Source organism: Paraburkholderia sp. J63, from assembly GCF_905220245.1.
Taxonomy (GTDB): Bacteria; Pseudomonadota; Gammaproteobacteria; order Burkholderiales; family Burkholderiaceae; genus Paraburkholderia.
Window position 1 is genome coordinate 195,575 of record NZ_CAJMZF010000009.1, and the last position, 18,998, is coordinate 214,572.

18 protein-coding genes are annotated in these 18,998 nt (G+C 62.4%); all 18 read left to right on the forward strand.

Annotated features, from left to right (window positions below):
- The first annotated feature begins 12 nt into the window (after positions 1-12).
- Positions 13-1,356 carry an FAD-dependent oxidoreductase gene (locus U5775_RS12880; protein ID WP_322058549.1) on the forward strand — a complete coding sequence of 448 codons (1,344 nt, stop codon included), beginning with the start codon at positions 13-15 and terminating at the stop codon, positions 1,354-1,356.
- A 252-nt stretch (positions 1,357-1,608) separates the two neighbouring features.
- Positions 1,609-2,295, forward strand: coding sequence for a TetR/AcrR family transcriptional regulator (locus U5775_RS12885; RefSeq protein ID WP_322058516.1), 687 nt, complete (start codon positions 1,609-1,611; stop codon positions 2,293-2,295).
- A 169-nt stretch (positions 2,296-2,464) separates the two neighbouring features.
- On the forward strand, positions 2,465-3,754 hold the full coding sequence (locus U5775_RS12890) for an acyl-CoA dehydrogenase family protein (protein ID WP_322058517.1): 1,290 nt from the start codon (positions 2,465-2,467) through the stop codon (positions 3,752-3,754).
- A gap of 128 nt (positions 3,755-3,882) precedes the next feature.
- Entirely contained in the window at positions 3,883-4,311 is a 429-nt protein-coding gene (locus U5775_RS12895; RefSeq protein ID WP_322058518.1) for a DUF4148 domain-containing protein, read from the forward strand.
- Entirely contained in the window at positions 4,308-5,057 is a 750-nt protein-coding gene (locus tag U5775_RS12900; protein WP_322058519.1) for an electron transfer flavoprotein subunit beta/FixA family protein, read from the forward strand. The genes U5775_RS12895 and U5775_RS12900 overlap by 4 nt, the downstream gene beginning before the upstream one ends.
- A 15-nt stretch (positions 5,058-5,072) precedes the next feature.
- Positions 5,073-6,005, forward strand: a complete 933-nt coding sequence (locus tag U5775_RS12905; protein WP_322058520.1) for an electron transfer flavoprotein subunit alpha/FixB family protein — start codon at positions 5,073-5,075, stop codon at positions 6,003-6,005.
- A 403-nt stretch (positions 6,006-6,408) separates the two neighbouring features.
- Entirely contained in the window at positions 6,409-7,896 is a 1,488-nt protein-coding gene (locus tag U5775_RS12910) for a flavin monoamine oxidase family protein (protein ID WP_322058521.1), read from the forward strand.
- A 12-nt stretch (positions 7,897-7,908) separates the two neighbouring features.
- The gene (locus U5775_RS12915) at positions 7,909-8,565 is read left to right on the forward strand and encodes a c-type cytochrome (protein WP_322058522.1); all 657 of its coding nucleotides are present in this window, start codon (positions 7,909-7,911) and stop codon (positions 8,563-8,565) included.
- Positions 8,566-8,599: 34 nt separating this feature from the next.
- The gene (locus U5775_RS12920; protein ID WP_322058523.1) at positions 8,600-9,277 is read left to right on the forward strand and encodes a hypothetical protein; all 678 of its coding nucleotides are present in this window, start codon (positions 8,600-8,602) and stop codon (positions 9,275-9,277) included.
- A gap of 16 nt (positions 9,278-9,293) precedes the next feature.
- A complete protein-coding gene (locus U5775_RS12925) occupies positions 9,294-10,028 on the forward strand; it encodes a hypothetical protein (protein WP_322058524.1) in 735 nt (244 codons plus the stop codon).
- 36 nt (positions 10,029-10,064) lie between these two features.
- Positions 10,065-10,361 carry an EthD family reductase gene (locus U5775_RS12930; protein ID WP_322058525.1) on the forward strand — a complete coding sequence of 99 codons (297 nt, stop codon included), beginning with the start codon at positions 10,065-10,067 and terminating at the stop codon, positions 10,359-10,361.
- Positions 10,362-10,451: 90 nt separating this feature from the next.
- Entirely contained in the window at positions 10,452-12,047 is a 1,596-nt protein-coding gene (locus tag U5775_RS12935) for a Re/Si-specific NAD(P)(+) transhydrogenase subunit alpha (RefSeq protein WP_322058526.1), read from the forward strand.
- A 10-nt stretch (positions 12,048-12,057) separates the two neighbouring features.
- On the forward strand, positions 12,058-13,470 hold the full coding sequence (gene pntB / locus U5775_RS12940) for a Re/Si-specific NAD(P)(+) transhydrogenase subunit beta (protein WP_322058527.1): 1,413 nt from the start codon (positions 12,058-12,060) through the stop codon (positions 13,468-13,470).
- A 102-nt stretch (positions 13,471-13,572) separates the two neighbouring features.
- Positions 13,573-13,884 (forward strand): high-potential iron-sulfur protein, encoded by a 312-nt coding sequence (locus U5775_RS12945; protein WP_321845066.1) that lies wholly within the window; start codon positions 13,573-13,575, stop codon positions 13,882-13,884.
- Positions 13,885-13,970: 86 nt separating this feature from the next.
- On the forward strand, positions 13,971-15,563 hold the full coding sequence (locus U5775_RS12950) for a methyl-accepting chemotaxis protein (protein ID WP_322058528.1): 1,593 nt from the start codon (positions 13,971-13,973) through the stop codon (positions 15,561-15,563).
- A 60-nt stretch (positions 15,564-15,623) separates the two neighbouring features.
- The gene (locus tag U5775_RS12955) at positions 15,624-17,024 is read left to right on the forward strand and encodes a cytochrome ubiquinol oxidase subunit I (RefSeq protein ID WP_322058529.1); all 1,401 of its coding nucleotides are present in this window, start codon (positions 15,624-15,626) and stop codon (positions 17,022-17,024) included.
- Between the two features lie 2 nt (positions 17,025-17,026).
- Positions 17,027-18,247 (forward strand): hypothetical protein, encoded by a 1,221-nt coding sequence (locus U5775_RS12960; RefSeq protein ID WP_322058530.1) that lies wholly within the window; start codon positions 17,027-17,029, stop codon positions 18,245-18,247.
- A gap of 17 nt (positions 18,248-18,264) precedes the next feature.
- On the forward strand, positions 18,265-18,966 hold the full coding sequence (locus U5775_RS12965) for a c-type cytochrome (protein ID WP_322058531.1): 702 nt from the start codon (positions 18,265-18,267) through the stop codon (positions 18,964-18,966).
- Positions 18,967-18,998: the final 32 nt, after the last annotated feature.

Below are 18,998 nucleotides of genomic sequence, written 5' to 3' on the forward strand. Positions count from 1 at the left end.
GAGGAGGCAAAAATGACCGCTGACCTGGAGAAGTACCGCGCGCTCGGCGGCTGGGTGGAACGGCCAGGCGACATGCAGCCTGAACTCACTGGCGACGTGAGTGCGGATGTGGTCATCGTCGGCGCTGGTTTTGCGGGGCTTTCTGCTGCGCTCGAACTGGTCAGGCACGGAGCGAAAGTGGTCGTGCTCGAGCGCGAATTTGCCGGCTTTGGTGCAAGTGGACGCAACGCGGGCTATCTGGCAGGTGCACTCGCGCTCGAATACGATCTTTTTCTCAAGAGCGTAGGCAACGAGAAAGGGAAGGAGATCGTCCGCTACTACGAAGACGCCGTTCCCTTCGTGGAAGGCAAGCTCAAGGAGTACGAGATCGACTGCGACTACAACCAGACGGGCATTATCCGTGCGGGCATCGATCCCGCTCAGGAAGACAAGGTGCGCGATGACATGCGAACCGGTACCGGGTTGGGCTTTCAGTCGGAGTTTCTCGATCAGGCCGAGATGCGCGCGCGTGGCATTCCGCCGGCGTTTCTGTTCGGCAACTACGTGCCGCGCGGCGGCACGCTCCACCCCGGCAAGTACGTGATGGGACTCAGGCGCGCGGCTCTGCGGGCAGGCGTGAAGCTCTACGAGAACACGCCGCTGCTGTCTTATACCGAGGGGCCGGTCATCAAGGTGCAAACCCCGCGCGGCAGTGCGAGTGCGCCGGCACTGATGCTGGCCACCAACGCCTATACGCCGCAACTCGGTCTGCTGGCGGACAAGGTTGTGCCGTTGCGGGTCTCGGCGATCGAGACCGAGCCGCTTTCCGATGACCAGCGCAAGGCGCTGGGCTGGCCGCGACGAGAAGGCATCGTGACAGCGCACTGGACCATGGAAAGCCATCGCCTGACCGTCAACAATACCCTCGTGGTGACGACGAAGCGTCTCCACTACCCATATGGCTCCAAAACGCCGAACGTGCCCGACTATGAGACGTATCGCGAGCTGCGCACAGCCCTGCATGACCGCTTCCCGACCCTCAAGGGCATTGCGCTGCGGGCCTGCTGGAGCGGCTATATCAGCTTTGCCAGTGACGCGCTGCCGGTTGTTGGCGCGACAGGGGCGTATCAGAACATTTTCTACAGCGCGGGGTGCTCCGGACATGGCGTGGCTGCCCAATCCATGGTCGGAAGCATGATCGCCGGGCGGATTCGCGGCATCGAAAATCCGCTCCTTTCGGCGCTCGATCACAAGACGCCATCGACGCTGCCCGAGCCGTTGCGCTGGTGCGTCATGAACGGGGCGTTAGGCGTGGTGAACGCGCTCGACGATCGCGTGAACAGCAAGGCGCGCGCCGCGCAAGCGCAGCGGGCGTAACGCGCGTCAAGGTATGGGACGCTTCCGGCGAGCAAGCCTCGACGAGGCCTAATTGGCGCCCTGTGCGAGCGCCTCGGCGATCGGCTACTGCGGTTGAAGGTGATGAAGGCGGGGGATGAACGCTGCAGCATGCCCCCACGTGGATGGAGTTTTAGCCAGGTGTAAGGTATAGTCATGTTTACCTAGGAAGCGGTTTGTGTGACCGCGTTGCCTCTCATCGGCGAGGCGTCACCTCACTCAAGGCGGAAAGCGATGACAGTGCCAAAAGAGTCAAACCCCCGTAAGCGGCGCACGTCGAGCGCAGCAGTCTCTACGGGAACCGCACCCGACGGCCTGCGGGCCCAGGGCGTACGTACACGCAATGCCATTATTCGTGTGGCCAGGAAGCTCCTGCTCGAGAATGGTCCCATGGACTTCTCGCTGCGTGCCGTCGCCCTGAAAGCGGGAATCAGCGTCAGCAACCTCCAGTACTACTTCCCGACGCGGCCCGACGTCCTGCGGGCGGTCATGGCGCCCGTGATCGACGCTTATCTTGATGCGCTAAAACAGGCACTCCAGAGCAATGCCTCACCGCGTGCGGCGATCGAAGCCATTCTCGATCTGGGGCTGCAGGACGCGAAGGACTCGAAGAATATCCCGCTGTGGTGGCATTTCTTTTCGTTTGCGTCTACCGACCCCGAATGTGCGCAGATGAGGGACGACTGGTACGACACCATCACGGGCGAGTTTGCCAAGCTTATTCGCGCCGTGAATCCGGAGCATGGGGCGGCCGAGAGTGCACATATTGCCGTGCTGCTTATTTCAATCGTGGACGGCATGACCCTCCATCTGGGCACCACGCGCAGCAAACGCGCGTACATGCGAGGGTTCGAGACGATGTTTCTCGAGACCGCGCGTAACCTGGTGTTGGGGAAGACGGTAGACGCCGAGACGGCCTGATAGCCACAGCGTTGTGCGGGCGAAGAAAAAGGACAGGGGAATACCCTGTCTTTTTTTTTCGCCGCACGTTTTGTATTGTTACCTATGTTTGGTATGTTGATCTATTAAAAGGCGGCTGGGTTGCGGGGCAGTCCAGTCGACGTGCGTTCAGGATAGGAGGAGTACCGAAATGATTCGACTGCACAAGTCTGTGGGGTTGCCGCTGGCAGGATTGACCGGTTTCGAAACGCCGATGAGTGAGGAGGAGCGTGCGATCCAGGACACGGTTCATCGTTTCGCACGTGACGTGCTGAAGCCGGTCGGCCGCGAACTCGACCGTATGACGCCGGAGGAAGTGATCGCGCCTGGCTCGCCGTACTGGGCGGCCATGATGGAGAGTGCAAAGCTGGGCCTCGATCCGCAACTGCTCGCGCAGCTTCCTCCCGACATGGCGGTGCGCATCGAATCGTTGATCGGCGAAGAGCTCGGCTGGGGGGATTCGGGGCTTGCAGTCTCGATCGGTGTGGCGCCCGCGCCGCTGATGATGGCGCAGTCGATCGGCAATCAGGAACTGATCGACATGTGCACCGGCAAGATCGGCTGCTGGATGAACACGCAGCCCGACCGCGGCAGCGATGCCGCGATTCTCTACCGCGACGAGATCAGCACGGGCGGCAAGCAGCCTGTGGGTAACCTCACGGCGAAGGTGGGCGCGGACGAAATCGTCATCAACGGGCAGAGTTCGGCATGGATCTCGAACGGCTCGGTCGCGCAGGTGGCGCTCGCGTACATGGCGGCGGATTATGGCGATGGCTTCTATGGCACCGGCGAGCGAAGTGCGTTCACGAACGGCATCGGCATGATTCTTCCGCTCGACCTGCCGGGTGTCTCGCGTGGCAAGCCGCTCGACAAGATTGGTCAGCGCTCGCTGCCGCAGGGTGAGATCTACTTTGACAACGTGAAGGTGCCCAGGCGTTTCGCCATTGCGCTGCAGGACGATTACCTCGGCAATCTGGCCTCGACCTGGTCGTTCGCCGGCACGCACATGTGCCAGGTGTTCGTGGGCGTGGCACGCGCTGCGTTCGAGCTTGCGCTCGCATATTGTCACGAGCGCAAGCAAGGCGGGGCGGTGTTGATCGACCACCAGATGACGCAATTGCGTGTGGGCGAGATGTTGCGCCGGCTGGAGATGGCACGCGCGATTGCACGACGCAGCCTGGCATTTTCACGTCTTTCTCCAAAGAGCCATCCGTATGCGACGGCCCAGGCCAAGGTCAGCGTGACCGAAGAAGCGATGAAGATCACGAATGAGGCGTTTCAACTCTTCGGCGGCAACGGCACCACCCGCGAATTCCCGATCGAGAAGCTGTTCCGCGATGTGCGCTCCGCACTGATCGAAGACGGCGAGAACTATCACCTCACGTTACGTCTGGGCGTGCTGGCAGGGAAGCTCTATCAGAACGGGTGGACGAAGGAGTAACCAGGCCGTCGGCGCCGATGTACTGGCCTGCCGTCGGGATCCGTGCCACCCGGATCGGGTGGTCGGATAGCGGCTGGTGCGAGAGCAGCGCCATCAACTTTGATTTGAATTTACGTAAGGAGAACGGTATGAATACTGCCGCCATATTGAATCACGCCGTTCTTGCGGCTGTGCTAACAACCGTCGCTGTCTCGGTTCAGGCGCGTGGCGGCGGTGTTCGCCCCCCCGAGCGGTCGACTCCGCATTCCACATTCATCTCGAATGGAGCGCCGGACGAGTCGAGTATGCAGACCGATGCGGCACGTGCAGACGCGCGCCCGGGCACGGCGGTCAACCCGGCGCTGGGCAAGACCCGCGCGCAAGTCCGGGCCGAACTCCTGCAGGCTGGAGAGGAGGGGATGCTTCCCCCGCGGTGGGTTGATTATCCGCCCAGTGCCGCGACGAGGGCGCGCAACCGCGAAGACTTTCTGCGCGTGGAACAGGTATGGAAGGCAAAGGGGATCATTCCGGCGACGAGCGTAAGCGGTATAAATGGATTGAGCGAGGAGAAGCAATGAAATTGTTGGTGGCGGTGAAGCGGGTCGTGGATGCCAATGTGAAGGTCGGCGTGAAGTCCGACGGAACGGGTGTCGATATCGCGAACGTGAAGATGTCGATGAACCCGTTCGATGAAATCGCTGTGGAAGAGGCGGTTCGTCTGAAGGAAGCGGGCGTCGCGACGGAAGTGATCGCCGTGTCTGCCGGTGTCACGCAAGCGCAGGAGACGCTGCGCACGGTGCTCGCCATCGGCGCGGACCGCGCGATCCTCATCGAGTCGAACGAAGACCTCCAGCCGCTGGCTGTCGCGAAGCTGCTCAAGGCGCTGGTCGACAAGGAACAGCCGCAACTGGTGATCCTCGGCAAGCAGGCCATCGACGACGACTCGAACCAGACCGGCCAGATGCTCGCCGCGCTGGCGAACCTGCCGCAAGCGACGTTCGCTTCGAAAGTGCTCGTTGCCGAGGGCAAGGCCACGGTCGCGCGTGAAGTCGATGGCGGCGCGGAAACGCTGTCGCTGAAGCTGCCCGCGGTGGTCACGACGGACCTGCGCCTGAACGAGCCGCGCTACGTCACGCTGCCGAACATCATGAAGGCGAAGAAGAAGCCGCTGGAGACGATCAAGCCCGAAGACCTTGGTGTGGACGTCACGCCGCGTCTGAAGACGCTGAAGGTTGCCGAGCCGCCCAGGCGCAGCGCAGGCGTGAAGGTGCCGGACGTGAAGACGCTGGTCGAGAAGCTGAAGACCGAAGCCAAGGTGCTGTAAGGGAGCGAGATAGAAATGACAAATCTGGTTATTGCCGAACACGACAACGCAACCATCAAGGCTGCGACGCTGAACACCGTGGCTGCCGCACAGAAGATCGGCGGCGACGTGCACGTGCTGGTCGCGGGTCACAACGCGCAAGCGGCTGCCGATGCAGCGGCGAAGATAGCAGGCGTTTCGAAGGTGCGGCTGGCCGACGCGCCGCAACTCGAAGCAGGCCTTGCTGAGAACGTCGAAGCGACGGTCCTCGCCATCGCGAAGAACTACTCGCACATTCTCGCGCCGGCAACGGCAGCGGGCAAGAACGTGACGCCGCGCATCGCCGCGAAGCTCGATGTCGCGCAGATTTCGGACATCACGGCAGTGGACTCGCCCGATACGTTCGAGCGCCCGATTTATGCCGGCAACGCGATTGCAACGGTTCAATCGGCTGATCCGGTCAAGGTGATCACGGTCCGTACGACGGCATTCGACGCAGTTGCAGCCGAAGGCGGCAGCGCAGCGGTCGAGAAGCTCGAAGCGGCAGCGGATAGTGGCCTTTCGCAATTCGTCGGCCGTGAAGTCACGAAGCTCGACCGTCCGGAACTCACGAGCGCGAAGATCATCGTCTCGGGCGGCCGGGGTCTGGGCAGCGGCGAGAACTACACGAAGGTTCTGGAGCCGCTCGCCGACAAGCTCAACGCAGCGCTCGGCGCATCGCGCGCGGCAGTGGACGCGGGCTATGTGCCCAACGATTACCAGGTCGGTCAAACCGGCAAGATCGTCGCGCCGCAGCTCTACATCGCAGTCGGCATCTCGGGCGCGATCCAGCACCTCGCGGGCATGAAGGACTCGAAGGTCATCGTCGCGATCAACAAGGACGAAGAAGCGCCGATCTTCAGCGTGGCCGACTACGGCGTCGTGGGCGATCTGTTCACGGTCGTGCCGGAGCTGGGGTCGTCAATTTGAGCACATGACCTGAATTTGCGCCTGTGATGCCCGGGCGGATGCCGGTCTGATCCTGCTCACTTGCCCGGATCGCCAAAATCTCTCCATGGCGCGGCGCTTTGGCGCCCAGTCAGGCATCCGACGCGAAATGTCGTGCGGGATCTTTTGAGATACAGGGGAATACCCTGTATTTTTTTCTCCGTGTAAATTGGTATTATGACCTAACTTTGGTTGTGTATCCTATAAATGCACCGCTGAAGCAGCCAATCTCGTGGTCCCGGCCGAGGCGCACGAATCATTCGGTGAGGCATTCGAAGAAGTTGCATGGCACGGTGTATCGACGGATTTGGAGCCGGGCGCCTGAGCGGGGCGGTTCTGGTGATCCGCTCAGATCGGGAGCCTTCATTACGCAGACAGAGGCACTATGGCAAAAAAATCTTCCTCAGACGGCGCTGCAAACCTGCAGCGCAGGCAATGGCTCAAATATGCCGGTGCCTCGGCTGCTGCCGTGGGTACGCTCGCCATGAGCACCCAACAGGCGTATGCCGCAGTCACCAAAGCCGCGCCAGGCGCGGACGGCATTCTCGACGTCGCCATCATCGGAGCGGGGCTGGCCGGACTGACCGCAGCGCGCGACCTGCGTCACGCGGGCTGCGAGTCCTTTCTGGTGCTTGAAGCCCGGGATCGCGTGGGGGGGCGAACGTTCAACTACAACATCCCTGGCGGGTACGTTTCGGAAGTCGGCGGGCAATGGATCGGGCCCGGCCAGACCGCCATCGCGGATCTCGCCCGCGAACTGGGTGTCGGCACATTTCCGACCTACTACGACGGGAGTACGGTCATGTTGGGCGGTGACGGCCGCGTGGCAGTCGATCTGAAGGGCACTTTCGGCACCGACGACGCGATCGCGGCCAAGCTCAGCAGGCTCTCACGCGACGTGCCTTGTGGCGCACCGTGGACGTCCCCGAAGGCCGGCGAACTGGACAAGCTTTCGGTTGGCGACTGGCTGAAAAAGCAGGACATCAAGCCTGAAGACCAGGTGGCGTGGAATGACAGCATCAGCCTTTCGGGCGGCGCAGCGCCAGCAAAGATGGGATTGCTGCACTTCCTTTCGATGATTAATTCCGCGGATTGCGACTACTCGCAGCTCGACAGCATCAAGCACAGCGCACAGGAAACCCGCTTCATCGGCGGCTCGCAAATCCTCAGCATCAAGATGGCCCAGCAACTGGGCGATAAGGTCCGCCTGTCTTCTCCGGTTAGCCAGATTTCCGGATGGGACAGCGATGTCGTCACCCTGCATACCGAACACGGAGAAGTGCGGGCGCGGACTGTCATCATGGCCATCCATCCGGCTTTGTGTCATCAGGTGCAGTTCGACCCGCCCTTGCCCGAAAAGCGCGCGGCCCTGCAGCGCGCGTGGCCCGCGCATTCCCCGGCGCGGAAGACGGCCATGGTGTATCGTCGCCCGTTCTGGCGCGACAAGGGCATGAACGGCAGCATCTTTCAGGCCAATGGCCCAATCATGTGGGCTTACGACAATTCCCCGCCTGCCGGGGAGATCGGGGTCATCAACGCGTTCATCAACAATGCGATGGTCCCGTCCGAGCGGGACGCGGCAATAGCCATGCACAAGGAGCTCTATGCGCAGGCATTGGGCGACGCAGCGCTGTCTCCCATCGCTTACCACGATCAGGACTGGGCCCGCGTCGATCGCTGGACTTTGACCTGCGTTTCCGCCATTCCACCGGGTTTCTGGAGCGTTCACGGCGAGGCGCTGCGCCCCTCGTGCGGCAAGCTGATCTGGTCGGGGACGGAGACGGCCAATATTTGGGCAGGCTACATGGATGGCGCCGTGCGCTCCGGCCATCAGGGCACGCTTCAGGCGCTCAATGCGCTGCGCCGGGTATAGGAGGATAGCGAGATGAAAAAAACACTATTGATTGGCATTCCTCTTGTTATTGTTTTTTTGCTGGCTATTTTTGGTTCCGATCTACTGGGCCTTTATCGGCTTCAAAGCTATATCACGACGTCGGCGGCCGCCTATGTTGCTGATGGCGGCCCATGGCCACATGTGGTCGATACGTGTGCGGTCTGCCACGGAGTCAAAGGCAATTCGCTCAATCAGGGGTATCCGGGTCTCGCCGGGCAGCCGGCGCCCTACCTGGAAACGCAGCTTCACAATTTCGCAAGTGAGGCGCGGCGCAATCCGAACATGGGGCCTCTCGCGATGACGATGAGCGATCCGCAGATCAAATCGCTGGCTGAATATTTCTCCAGTGTGACGCCGGTCCCGAATCACTACTTCAAGCCGGATGCGCAACTGCGCGAGACGGGACAGCGCCTGGTGGCTGCGGGCAACTGTGCCGCCTGTCACGGTGCGCGATTAATGGGCCACGACCAGTTTCCGCGCCTGGCGGGGCAGGGATACGACTATCTGCTCGCGCAATTCGACGAGTTTGCTTCCGGCACCCGCAGCGAACCCACAGGCGTCATGAAAAATCTTGCAACCGGTTTCTCGCCGGAAGACCGCGAGGCTATTGCCACCTATCTGGCAAGCCTTGACCCGAAGAAAAATTGACCCATCAAATGCAACCGGAGTTGGGAGTTTAGTCATGGACCTCAGATCTATCGTTCTTATGCTTTCCAGTGCCTTGCTGGCACTGAGCTCGTTTTTCTACGGCTGGAAAGTCGTGAAGAAGCGTAACTATCTGCTCGGGATCGAGATGTGGGTTGTTGGAGTTTCTGCAACGAACGCGATTGGATTTTTTGCCACTGGCAATGCAGTTTCCTATGAGGTCGCGCACTTCTTCGATGCGTTTTCTCGCGGATTCGGTATGCCGATCATCGCTGTCGCGGGGCTGATGGCCATTACCCACAACTACAAGCCATCAGGTCGCGTGGACGTGCTGCTGTTTGTAGCCGCAACCGCAATAACACTCGTTTTTGTCACAACCCATTTCTTTGACGGGGTCCTGGCGTATTACAACGTGGTGATGTGGACGTTGTTCTCGCTTTATCTGGCTTACTTCATCAAGCGACTGCTGGGCATCGGGGCGGGTTTTCAGGCAACGGCTTTGTTAGTGGGGCTGGTGACTTCGCAGGCCATTGCATGTATCTACGATTTCTACAAGATCCCGGGAGACGAAACCAACGTCGTGTTCAACTTCTACACACTGGCGCTGTGCTCGTGGGCTTATCTTATGGCCGCAATCTACTATGCCTATTGTGCTCTGGAGCGTGCGCAGAATAGGGGCATCGTTGTGTCCAGACACGTTCCGGTCAGCAACTGACTTCGCTTGGGGAAACATGATGAACGAAACCTCGCATAAGATCATGCGCTTCACGGCCTGGAGTGCCATTATCGGCGGCATTCTGGCATACGCAAATGTTGGCTTGTCGATGGCGGTCACGGGACCGGATGCCGATATGGTGCTGCACGGCGCATCGATGCTGGCCTTGCCACCGGATACCCGGGACCTGTTTCGCTGGTGCATGGTTGCCGATACGCTCGGATTCTATCTGCCGTTCCTCGTCATTGGCGGGTACTTTGTGCACGTATTTCGTGAAGAACTGGGCGCGCTCGGCAACATGGTGGCGATGGCCGTCGTGTTGTACGTCGTGGTGGGCGTGACCGGCGCTGTCATGCAGTTTGCGATCCTTCACCCGCTAGCGCATCTATACGCTGGTGGCGACGATGCCACGAGAAACGCCGCGGCGGCGGTATGGACGGCGATAGCCAATGCGACGCAAAACGGCCTCTGGTGGATCGAGGGGCCCCTCGTGCTGTTCTGGACGCCGATTGCCGCCAACGTGTTAAAAAAGGATGGCTGGAGGGGATCAATTCTGCTCAAGATCGTCGGCTGGGCTTTCGGGCTCTTCTTCCTGTTCGGCTTTTTCCCGGATCTCGACGCGCTTTCGAATGCGAGCGAGATGGTCGTCGTGCTGATTCTGCCGCTATGGATGCTGTTGTTCGGCTGGCAGATGCTGCGCCGCGCGCGAGCTATGCCGGCCCGAATGCAAGGCGCTGGCGCATCCGCCTAACGCAACTCTCAACTGCATCTCAACACGGAACTGAATATGACTACCCTGATCGTGAGCTACCCGAGCGCAGAAGGCGCGACGTTTGACCAAGAGTATTATCTTTCGACCCATGCTCCCCTTGTCCGCTCGGCGTGGAGCGAGTTTGGTCTGCAATCGGCGGAGGTCCTGTTTCCGTCACCTGATCCGCAACCTTTCGTATGCGTCGCGATACTGCGTTTCAGCGATCAGGTCGGGATCAATATGGCCTTTTCCTCTGCCAAAACCGCTGAGGTGCTCGGCGACGTGAAAAACTTCACAAATATCACACCGACGATTTTCTGCGCGAACGACTGACCGATTGCACGGCTGGTCTGACTGCGCCGGTGCCGCCGGGCCTGCAATCGCTGCAACGACCGATACCAATGTGAACAATCCATTTTCCCTATGACATTACTGATTGGCATTCCTCTGGAAGCGGCGACCGGAGAGCGGCGCGTAGCGACCGTGCCCGAAGTCGTCGAGAAACTGATAACGCTGGGGTTCTCGGTCGCCGTGCAAAGCGGCGCGGGCGCCGCCGCGAACTTCGACGACGATGCGTATCGCGCAGCAGGCGCTGAAGTCGTGGCCTCGGCAGCCGAACTCTGGGCCTGCAGCGACATCGTCTTCAAGGTGCGCGCTCCGTGCAGAGAAGAGGTGGCGTTGATGCGCGAGGGCGCTATGCTGATCGGCTTCGTCTGGCCCGCCCAGAACCCCGAACTGATGCAGCAACTGGCCGCGAAACACGCCACGGTGCTCGCCATCGACTCGCTGCCGCGCACGCTCTCGCGCGCGCAAAAGATGGACGCGCTCACCTCGATGGCCGGCATCAGCGGCTATCGCGCCGTGATCGAGGCCGCGCATGCATTCGGCCGCTTCCTGAACGGGCAGGTCACCGCCGCCGGCAAGGTGCCGCCCGCGAAGGTGTTCATCGCCGGGGCGGGCGTGGCGGGGCTGGCCGCAATCGGCACCGCGGCCAGCCTCGGAGCGATCGTGCGTGCCAACGACACACGCGCCGAAGTGGCCGACCAGGTCAAGTCGCTCGGCGGCGAGTTCGTCAAGGTCGACTACGACGAGGAAGGCTCGGGTGGCGGCGGCTACGCGAAGGTCATGAGCGAGGGCTTCCAGCAGGCCCAGCGCGCGATGTACGCGCAGCAGGCAAAGGACGCGGACATCATCATCACCACCGCGTTGATTCCCGGCAAGCCGGCCCCGAAGCTCATCACGGCGGAGATGGTGCAGTCGATGAAGCCGGGCAGCGTGATCGTGGACATGGCGGCCGAACAGGGCGGCAACTGCGAGCTCACCGTGCCCGGTGAGGCCGTGGTGCGCCACGGCGTGACCATCGTTGGTTATACGGACCTCGCGTCGCGTCTCGCGCGGCAGTCGTCATCGCTCTATGCGAACAATCTGCTGCGCGTGATCGAGGAACTGTGCAAAACCAGGGACGGCACGATCAACGTCGACTTCGACGACGACGCCATCCGCGGCCTGACGGTCATCAAGGAAGGCAGCATCACCTGGCCGCCGCCGCCGATCCAGCAGCCAGCCGTTGCACCTAAGCCCCAGCCCGTCGCAGCGGCGGCGCCCGCGCCCAAAAAGAGCGCTCACGGCAAGAGCGAGCCGATGTCGGCGAAGTCGCTGGCCATCGTGTTCGGTCTCGGCGCACTGGCGTTTCTGCTGGTTGGGTTGTACGCGCCCGCCACGTTCCTCTCGCACTTCACGGTGTTCGCGCTGGCCTGCTTCGTCGGCTACATGGTGATCTGGAACGTCACGCCGTCGCTGCATACGCCGCTCATGAGCGTGACCAACGCGATCTCGTCGATCATCGCCATCGGCGCGCTGGTGCAGGTCGCGCCGCCGCTGGGCGAACTGGCGGGTGCCGCAGACCGGCCGTCGAGCCTGATCCTGGGTCTCGCCGTGCTCGCGCTGGCGCTCACGGCCGTCAACATGTTCGGCGGCTTCGCGGTCACGCGGCGCATGCTGGCGATGTTCCGTAAATGAGGGGGCGAGCATGACTGCAAACCTGACTACCGTCTCCTATATTGGCGCGGCGATTCTCTTCATCCTCAGCCTTGGCGGGCTCGCCAATCCTGAAACCGCGCGTCGCGGCAACCTGCTCGGTATCATCGGCATGACCGTTGCCGTGCTGGCCACCGTACTCGGGCCGCGTGTTTCGGCTGCGGGCATTCCGTACGTCGTCGGCGCGCTGGTCGTTGGCGGTGCCGTTGGCATCATCGCGGCCCGAAAGGTGCAGATGACGCAGATGCCCGAACTGGTGGCGCTGATGCACAGCCTGGTCGGCCTGGCGGCGTGCCTCGTGGGCTTCGCCAGCTACGTCGACACGTCGGTGCATTTCACCGGCGCCGAGAAGTCCATCCACGAAGTCGAGATTTACGTAGGCATCCTGATCGGCGCGGTGACGTTCGCTGGCTCGATCATCGCGTTCGGCAAGCTCTCGGGCAAGATCGGCGGCAAGCCGCTGCTGCTGCCCGCGCGGCACTGGCTCAACCTCGCCGCGCTGCTGGTCGTGATCGTGTCCGGCCGCGCGTTCCTTCACGCTGGCAGCATCCCGGATGGCATGACGCCGCTCGTCGTGATGACGGCGATCGCGCTGCTGTTCGGTGTGCATATGGTGATGGCCATCGGCGGCGCCGATATGCCCGTGGTGGTGTCGATGCTTAACAGCTACTCGGGCTGGGCGGCGGCGGCCACCGGCTTCATGCTCGGCAACGACTTGCTGATCGTGGTGGGCGCGCTGGTGGGCTCGTCGGGCGCGATTCTCTCGTACATCATGTGCCGCGCGATGAACCGCAACTTCATTAGCGTGATCGCCGGCGGCTTCGGCACCGCAAGCGGTGCTCCTGCGTCAGCGGGCGGCGGCGCGCAGCCGGTGGGCGAGGTGGTCGCGGTGAGCGCCACCGAAACCGCCGAGCTGTTGCGCGACGCCAAGAGCGTCATCATCGTACCCGGCTATGGTATGGCCGTGGCGCAGGCCCAGCACACGGTATATGAACTCACCAAGGTGCTCCGCGAAAAGGGTGTCGACGTGCGCTTCGCGATCCACCCGGTGGCCGGCCGCATGCCGGGGCACATGAACGTGCTGCTGGCCGAGGCCAAGGTGCCCTACAACATCGTGCTGGAGATGGACGAGATCAACGCCGATTTCCCCGAGGCGGACGTTTCGATGGTCATCGGCGCGAACGACATCGTGAACCCGGCAGCGCAGGAGGATCCGGCCAGCCCGATCGCGGGGATGCCGGTGCTGGAGGTCTGGAAGGCGAAGACCTCGATCGTGATGAAGCGCAGCATGGCCTCGGGCTATGCCGGTGTGGACAACCCGCTCTTCTACAAGGACAACAACCGCATGTTGTTCGGCGATGCGAAGGCGATGTTGAGCGAGATTTTCGGGGCGCTGAAAGCCTGAACACGGTGACGCGCTCGACAACCAAGGTGAATTCGAGGGCCATTCGTTTTTGATATCACTGTGCCTTACCGGCACGCCCATCCCACAATAAGGAGTACTTTTATGAGAAAGTCCCGCCGCACTTTTATGATCACGACCGCAGGTGTGGCTTCGAGTCTGGCGCTTACGCGTCTTGCGTTCGCCGAATCCCCCAAGGTATCCGACGCTGAGCCCACGGCGCAGGCCCTCGGCTACAAGTCCGACGCAACCAGGGTAGACAAGGCGAAGTACGCGAAGTATGCCGCTGGCCAGGTTTGCAGCAACTGCACGTTCTATCAGGGCAAGCCGGGCGACGCGTTCGCGCCGTGCCCGATGTTCGGGGGCAAGCAGGTTGCAGGTAAGGGCTGGTGCAGCGCGTATAGCAGGAAAGGCTGACGTAATGGCGCGTGTTGGCGATCTCTGAAGCATCAGTTGGCGACCGGTGGTAGCAAGCGGCCGGCGAAGAAACATTATATTTCGTAATGGAAAATAAAAAGACTGGCCGCATAGGTGCTTTTACGGGGACGATCCGGTTCAAGGTCATGCTTACGCTTGGCGTCTGCGTGGCGCTGATGGTGACGATCGGCATGATGGGCCTGCGCGGTCTGGCGAGGCTCAGCACCGACATGGGCAGCATGTACACGGCGAGTACCGTGCCGATCGAGGATCTCGCCGCAATGCAGGCGGCGGCGCTGAAGATCCGTCTGCAGATGCGCTACATCCAGGCGCTGCATGAACAGGACAAGGCCGAGGAACTCGTGGCCGATATCGGCAAGGAGCAAAAGAAGCTCGATGCGGCCTGGCGCGACTACTATCCCGCGAAGATCGAGACGGCGGATGAGCGCCGACTGGCCGACCGGGTAGCGAAGGTATCGGCCAATTTCCGGACGCAATCGGACGATATCGCTGCGGTGCTTCGTTCCGGCAATCTGGACATGGCGGCTTACTCGATCGACGAGCTGACGGAAACCGGCGATGCGTTGTCCGACGCAATCGGCCGCGACGTCGCACTGAGTGCCATGCAGGCGCGGCAACTGGCGGAGAGCGGCCACGCGACGTTCGATGCGTTGCGATGGACCGTGCTAGGGGCAATCGGCCTTGGCGTCCTCGTGGCCACGGCTGCTTCCGCCTGGTTGCTTTGGGCGATTTCGACGCCGCTGAAGGCGGCACTCGGTGTTGCCCGGGAAATCGCCGAAGGCCGGCTGGGCAATGCCGAGGGGATGAGCCTGCATGGTGAGTTCGCTCAGTTGCTCGATGCGCTGCAAACGATGGATCGGCACCTCGCCGGGACGGTGCATACGATCAAGGGATCGAGCGATGCGATCCAGTGCGCTTCGATCCAGATAGCCGAAGGCAGCGCAGATTTGTCCTCCGGTGCAAGGCGACAAGCCGAGTCGCTCGAAGAAACTGCGGCGAGCCTGAGCGAGCTCATCATGTCTGTTCAACGCAATGCGGATCATGTCAGCCAGGCCGCGGAGTTTGCCAATGCGACGTCACTCGCGGCCGATACGAGCGTGGCGGCCGTCGAGCAGATGCGCGGCACGATGGGCGTGATTTCCGCCAGTTCGGCGAAGATCGTGGAAATCACGGCGTTGATCGAAGGGATCGCGTTTCAGACCAATATCCTCGCATTGAATGCCGCTGTCGAGGCGGCGCGTGCCGGCGAGCACGGCCGCGGGTTTGCCGTCGTCGCCGGCGAGGTGCGCAGCCTCGCGCAGCGGGCGGCCAGCGCAGCGAAGGAAATCAAGGTGCTGGTGCGCAATTCGGTGGAGTCCATCTCGGGTGGCGCCGCACATGCGGACCAGGTGGCTCATGCCATGGGGGACGTGCGGCATGCGATCCAGCGTGTGGTCGAAATCAACGACAGCATCTTCGAAGCTTCGCAAGCGCAGCGCAGCGGGATCGGGCAGGTCAACGAGGCGGTGAACCGCATGGATCAGGTGATCCGTAACAATGCCGCCGTCGTCGAGCAGGCAGCGCAAGCTGCGTTCTCGCTGGGGGAACAGGTCGCCGCCCAGCGGCACGCGATTGCGGTCTTTGAGGTCCATTCGCCGGCAAACGCGACAACGAACTGAGCGGCGACGGTTACCGTTGGTCCGCTGGAACACAAAAAGATACGGGGAGAACACTTAGACATGCTAGGCATGTATCCGACGTTTTACGTCCCGGGCATCGGGACGGCCTGGGTGATGGGGATCATCGGCGTGATTCACGTCGTGGCGTCCCACACATCGGTGGGCGCGTCGTTTCTGTTCGCACTGCTCGAAACGCGCGCCTACCGCGAGAACAAGCCGCAGCTGATGGACTTCATCAAGCGCTACGGCATGTTCCTGCTGGTGTTCTCGTACATCATCGGCTCGATCACCGGGCCAGGGATCTGGTATGCCATTACCGTGGCGAGTCCGCGCGGCGTGAGCGGGCTGATCCACAACTTCGTCTGGGTCTGGGCCAGCGAGTGGGTGTACTTCACGGTCGAGGTGATCGGCGTCTACGCGCTCGTGTACCTGATCGGCAAGGTCGATCCGCGCACGCACCTGAAGCTCACGTGGTCGTTCGCGCTCGCTTCGTGGGCGACCATGCTGCTGATCGTGGGCGTGCTCTCGTTCATGATGTGGCCGGGCCACGACAGCTGGTATCAGACGGGCTCGACCAGCGAGGCGTTCTATAACGTCAACTTCTTCGCGCAGCTCGGCACCCGCACCGGGGCGATGCTCGTGATGGCGGCGCTCGTGGGCCTGCTGGTGGCCAGCCGCGTGAAGGATCCCGCGCTGCGCCGCAGCGTCGTGCGCTCTATTGCGCCCGTCGGGCTCCTGGGCGGTGCGATTGCCGTGGTGATGTTCTTCTACTACGTGCGCACGCTGCCGAACAACGCGCTCGTGATGCTCGACACGCACCTGCTGCCCGTCTATGCGAAGGGCATGGTGTCGGTGTTCCTCGTCTCGACGCTCTGGCTGCTGTTTGCCTGGGCCTTTCCGCAGCGCGTGTACACGTCGCTGGCGGTCTCGCTGTTCCTGTTCATCGCCGTGGTGGGCGTGTGGCCCGAGGAACGCATGCGCGAATCGATGCGCAAGCCGTACGTGGCGGGGCAGTACATCTACGGCAACCAGGTGATCGCGCGCGACGTGCCGGGCAAGGGCATTCATGCGGAAGTCGAGCGCATTGCCGACCACGGCCTGCTGCAGTTGCATCCGTTCGTGCCGGACGACCTGCGGACCGTTACGCCCGCCAACGAGCTCGAAGTGGGGCGCCTGCTCACCAAGGTGGCCTGCGCGAACTGCCACTCGCTCGAACCGGGCGGCCCGCTGCGCAATCTGCCCGACAAGCTGCACCGGTCCACCGACGAGGACATGATCGCCGCGTTCCTGCGGGGCCCGCTCAAATATGGCGCGCAGCCCTATATGCCGCGCATCGACCTGCCCGACGACGAGATCCGCGCCATCGCGCACTACCTCGCGGCGGTCGACAGTGGCAAGAACGTGGATCGTCTGATCGCCGAACAACACGCGGCAGCGAACGCGCCGTCGCAGGGGAACTAGCCATGGACATTGGTGCCGTAATGAACACGATGCGCGACCCCGCCGGGGTTCCCGCGCAACCCGTGGTGTTTCAGATCCTGATGGTGACTACGTGGGTGGGGCATATCGCCTTCGTGCACCTCGCGCTTGGTTCCGCCGGGCTGGCGATTTTTGCGTTCCATCGGCGCGCCGCTGGTGAGTATTGGGAGCGGTTGTCGATGGCCATGACGAAGGTGGCCAAGGTCGCCGTGTCGCTGCTCATCGTGCTGGGGGTGGGGCCGCTGCTCTTTACCCAGGTGATTTACGACCCGCAGTGGTACACGTCGAACGTGCTGTCCGGGCGCTGGGCCATCGCCTTCATCTTCACGCTGATCGTGGCCTACTGCTGCTGGTTCGCGTTCTACCACGCGAATCGCGAAGGCGCGAAGAAGCACATCGGCGTATACGCGTGGGCCGGCCTCGGCCTGTTCTGCCTCGATGGCCTCATCATGCATGCGCTCTCGTATCAGGCGCTGCTGCCGGACCAGTGGATGAACTGGTACGCGCCGGGCGGCATGGTGGATACGCGCGGCGCCGCGTTGCATGCGATCCAGTGGCCGCGTTATGTGTTCTTCATGAGTCTGTGCATGCCGGCCGTGGGGGTGTTTCTGCTCGCCTACGCGCATTACTTCGCCGTACGCGCGGATCGCGAGCCGGCGTACCGGGCGTTCGTCAGCCACCTCGGCAGGCAGCTTGCGCAGTGGGGTTACGCGATCGCGCTGCTGCCGCTGCTTGCCTGGCAGTGCGATTTTCCGGCGGGGTCGGGCCTCGCGCTGCATCCGGTGGGCTGGCTGATCGTCGGTGCGATCGCGACGATGGCACTCTGGATGCGCCAGCTCGACGACAACGCGCACGGCTATCTGCCCGCGACCTTCGGCCTGGCATTGATCGGACTCCTTGCCACGTGGCGCGAGATCATCCGCATCCACTACCTTCGGCCGCTGGGCTACACCATCAGGACCTACCCGGTTCACGCCGACTGGCCTTCCACGGTGCTGTTCTTCGCCACGCTCGCCGGCATCGGCGGTCTCGTCGGCGGCTTCTATCTGATGCTGCTGTACCGCGCGGGACGCACGCAGGGCGTGTACATCGCGGACCGCACGGTGGCGCGGCTGGGCACGGGCGCCGTGTCGGTGCTCGGCGTCTGGATTGCGGTGTTCTTCGTGTACGGGATCGCGATCTCGATGCACGACAGCTTCAACTGATACGGGGAGGAATCGAAATGAACAACATCATCCGCTTCGGGTTGGTCCTGCTGGCGCTGTTCTACACGATGGCGCATGCCCAGACCTCGGGGCTGGCGCCCGATACGGACGCGGGCAAGCGGCGCGCGGCGGTGTGCTTCGCCTGCCATAACGTGGACGGCGTGGCGAAGATCCCGGGCGTGCCGAACCTGGCGGGCCAGCAGCGCGACTACCTGGCGAACGCACTGCTGGCCTACCGTGACGGCAAGACCCGGCAGAACCCCACGATGAACGCGATGGCCGCGCCGCTTTCGGACCGTGATGTCCTCAATATCGCGGCCTATTTCAGCCAGCTGCATGGCGCGACAGGCGGTGGTGGCAGGGAGGGCGGCTTCGCTCTCATTCCCGCTGCCTCCCCAGGTGTACAGCACGAAACGGTCGCTGCACCCGTAACTGCGGCACCTGCTGTTCCAGCAGCACCCGCAGCGGCGAGCCCCGCGCGCTCCGGCGAGGTTGTCTATAGCTCGGTCTGCTTCGCATGTCACGCCACGGGTGCGGCAGGCGCACCGAAAGTTGGGGACAAGGGCGAGTGGCTGCCACGCATTGCGCAGGGCGACGCCACCTTGCTGCATCACGCGCTGCTCGGGTTCAAGGCCATGCCGCCGCGCGGGGGATGCTCGGCGTGTTCCGATGCCGAGATCAAGACGGCGGTGAGCTACATGACGGCGAAGTCGCGCTAACTTGCATTTGCGTGCTCACTATCATTAGACTG

Coding starts and splice junctions, on each gene's coding strand:
- U5775_RS12895 (WP_322058518.1), top strand. CDS start 3,883: ATGAATACTGCCGCCATATTGAATCACGCCGTTCTTGCGGCTGTGCTA.
- U5775_RS12920 (WP_322058523.1), top strand. CDS start 8,600: ATGGACCTCAGATCTATCGTTCTTATGCTTTCCAGTGCCTTGCTGGCA.
- U5775_RS12885 (WP_322058516.1), top strand. CDS start 1,609: ATGACAGTGCCAAAAGAGTCAAACCCCCGTAAGCGGCGCACGTCGAGC.
- U5775_RS12935 (WP_322058526.1), top strand. CDS start 10,452: ATGACATTACTGATTGGCATTCCTCTGGAAGCGGCGACCGGAGAGCGG.
- U5775_RS12965 (WP_322058531.1), top strand. CDS start 18,265: ATGAACAACATCATCCGCTTCGGGTTGGTCCTGCTGGCGCTGTTCTAC.
- U5775_RS12925 (WP_322058524.1), top strand. CDS start 9,294: ATGATGAACGAAACCTCGCATAAGATCATGCGCTTCACGGCCTGGAGT.
- pntB (WP_322058527.1), top strand. CDS start 12,058: ATGACTGCAAACCTGACTACCGTCTCCTATATTGGCGCGGCGATTCTC.
- U5775_RS12945 (WP_321845066.1), top strand. CDS start 13,573: ATGAGAAAGTCCCGCCGCACTTTTATGATCACGACCGCAGGTGTGGCT.
- U5775_RS12880 (WP_322058549.1), top strand. CDS start 13: ATGACCGCTGACCTGGAGAAGTACCGCGCGCTCGGCGGCTGGGTGGAA.
- U5775_RS12910 (WP_322058521.1), top strand. CDS start 6,409: ATGGCAAAAAAATCTTCCTCAGACGGCGCTGCAAACCTGCAGCGCAGG.
- U5775_RS12960 (WP_322058530.1), top strand. CDS start 17,027: ATGGACATTGGTGCCGTAATGAACACGATGCGCGACCCCGCCGGGGTT.
- U5775_RS12900 (WP_322058519.1), top strand. CDS start 4,308: ATGAAATTGTTGGTGGCGGTGAAGCGGGTCGTGGATGCCAATGTGAAG.
- U5775_RS12890 (WP_322058517.1), top strand. CDS start 2,465: ATGATTCGACTGCACAAGTCTGTGGGGTTGCCGCTGGCAGGATTGACC.
- U5775_RS12905 (WP_322058520.1), top strand. CDS start 5,073: ATGACAAATCTGGTTATTGCCGAACACGACAACGCAACCATCAAGGCT.
- U5775_RS12950 (WP_322058528.1), top strand. CDS start 13,971: ATGGAAAATAAAAAGACTGGCCGCATAGGTGCTTTTACGGGGACGATC.
- U5775_RS12930 (WP_322058525.1), top strand. CDS start 10,065: ATGACTACCCTGATCGTGAGCTACCCGAGCGCAGAAGGCGCGACGTTT.
- U5775_RS12955 (WP_322058529.1), top strand. CDS start 15,624: ATGCTAGGCATGTATCCGACGTTTTACGTCCCGGGCATCGGGACGGCC.
- U5775_RS12915 (WP_322058522.1), top strand. CDS start 7,909: ATGAAAAAAACACTATTGATTGGCATTCCTCTTGTTATTGTTTTTTTG.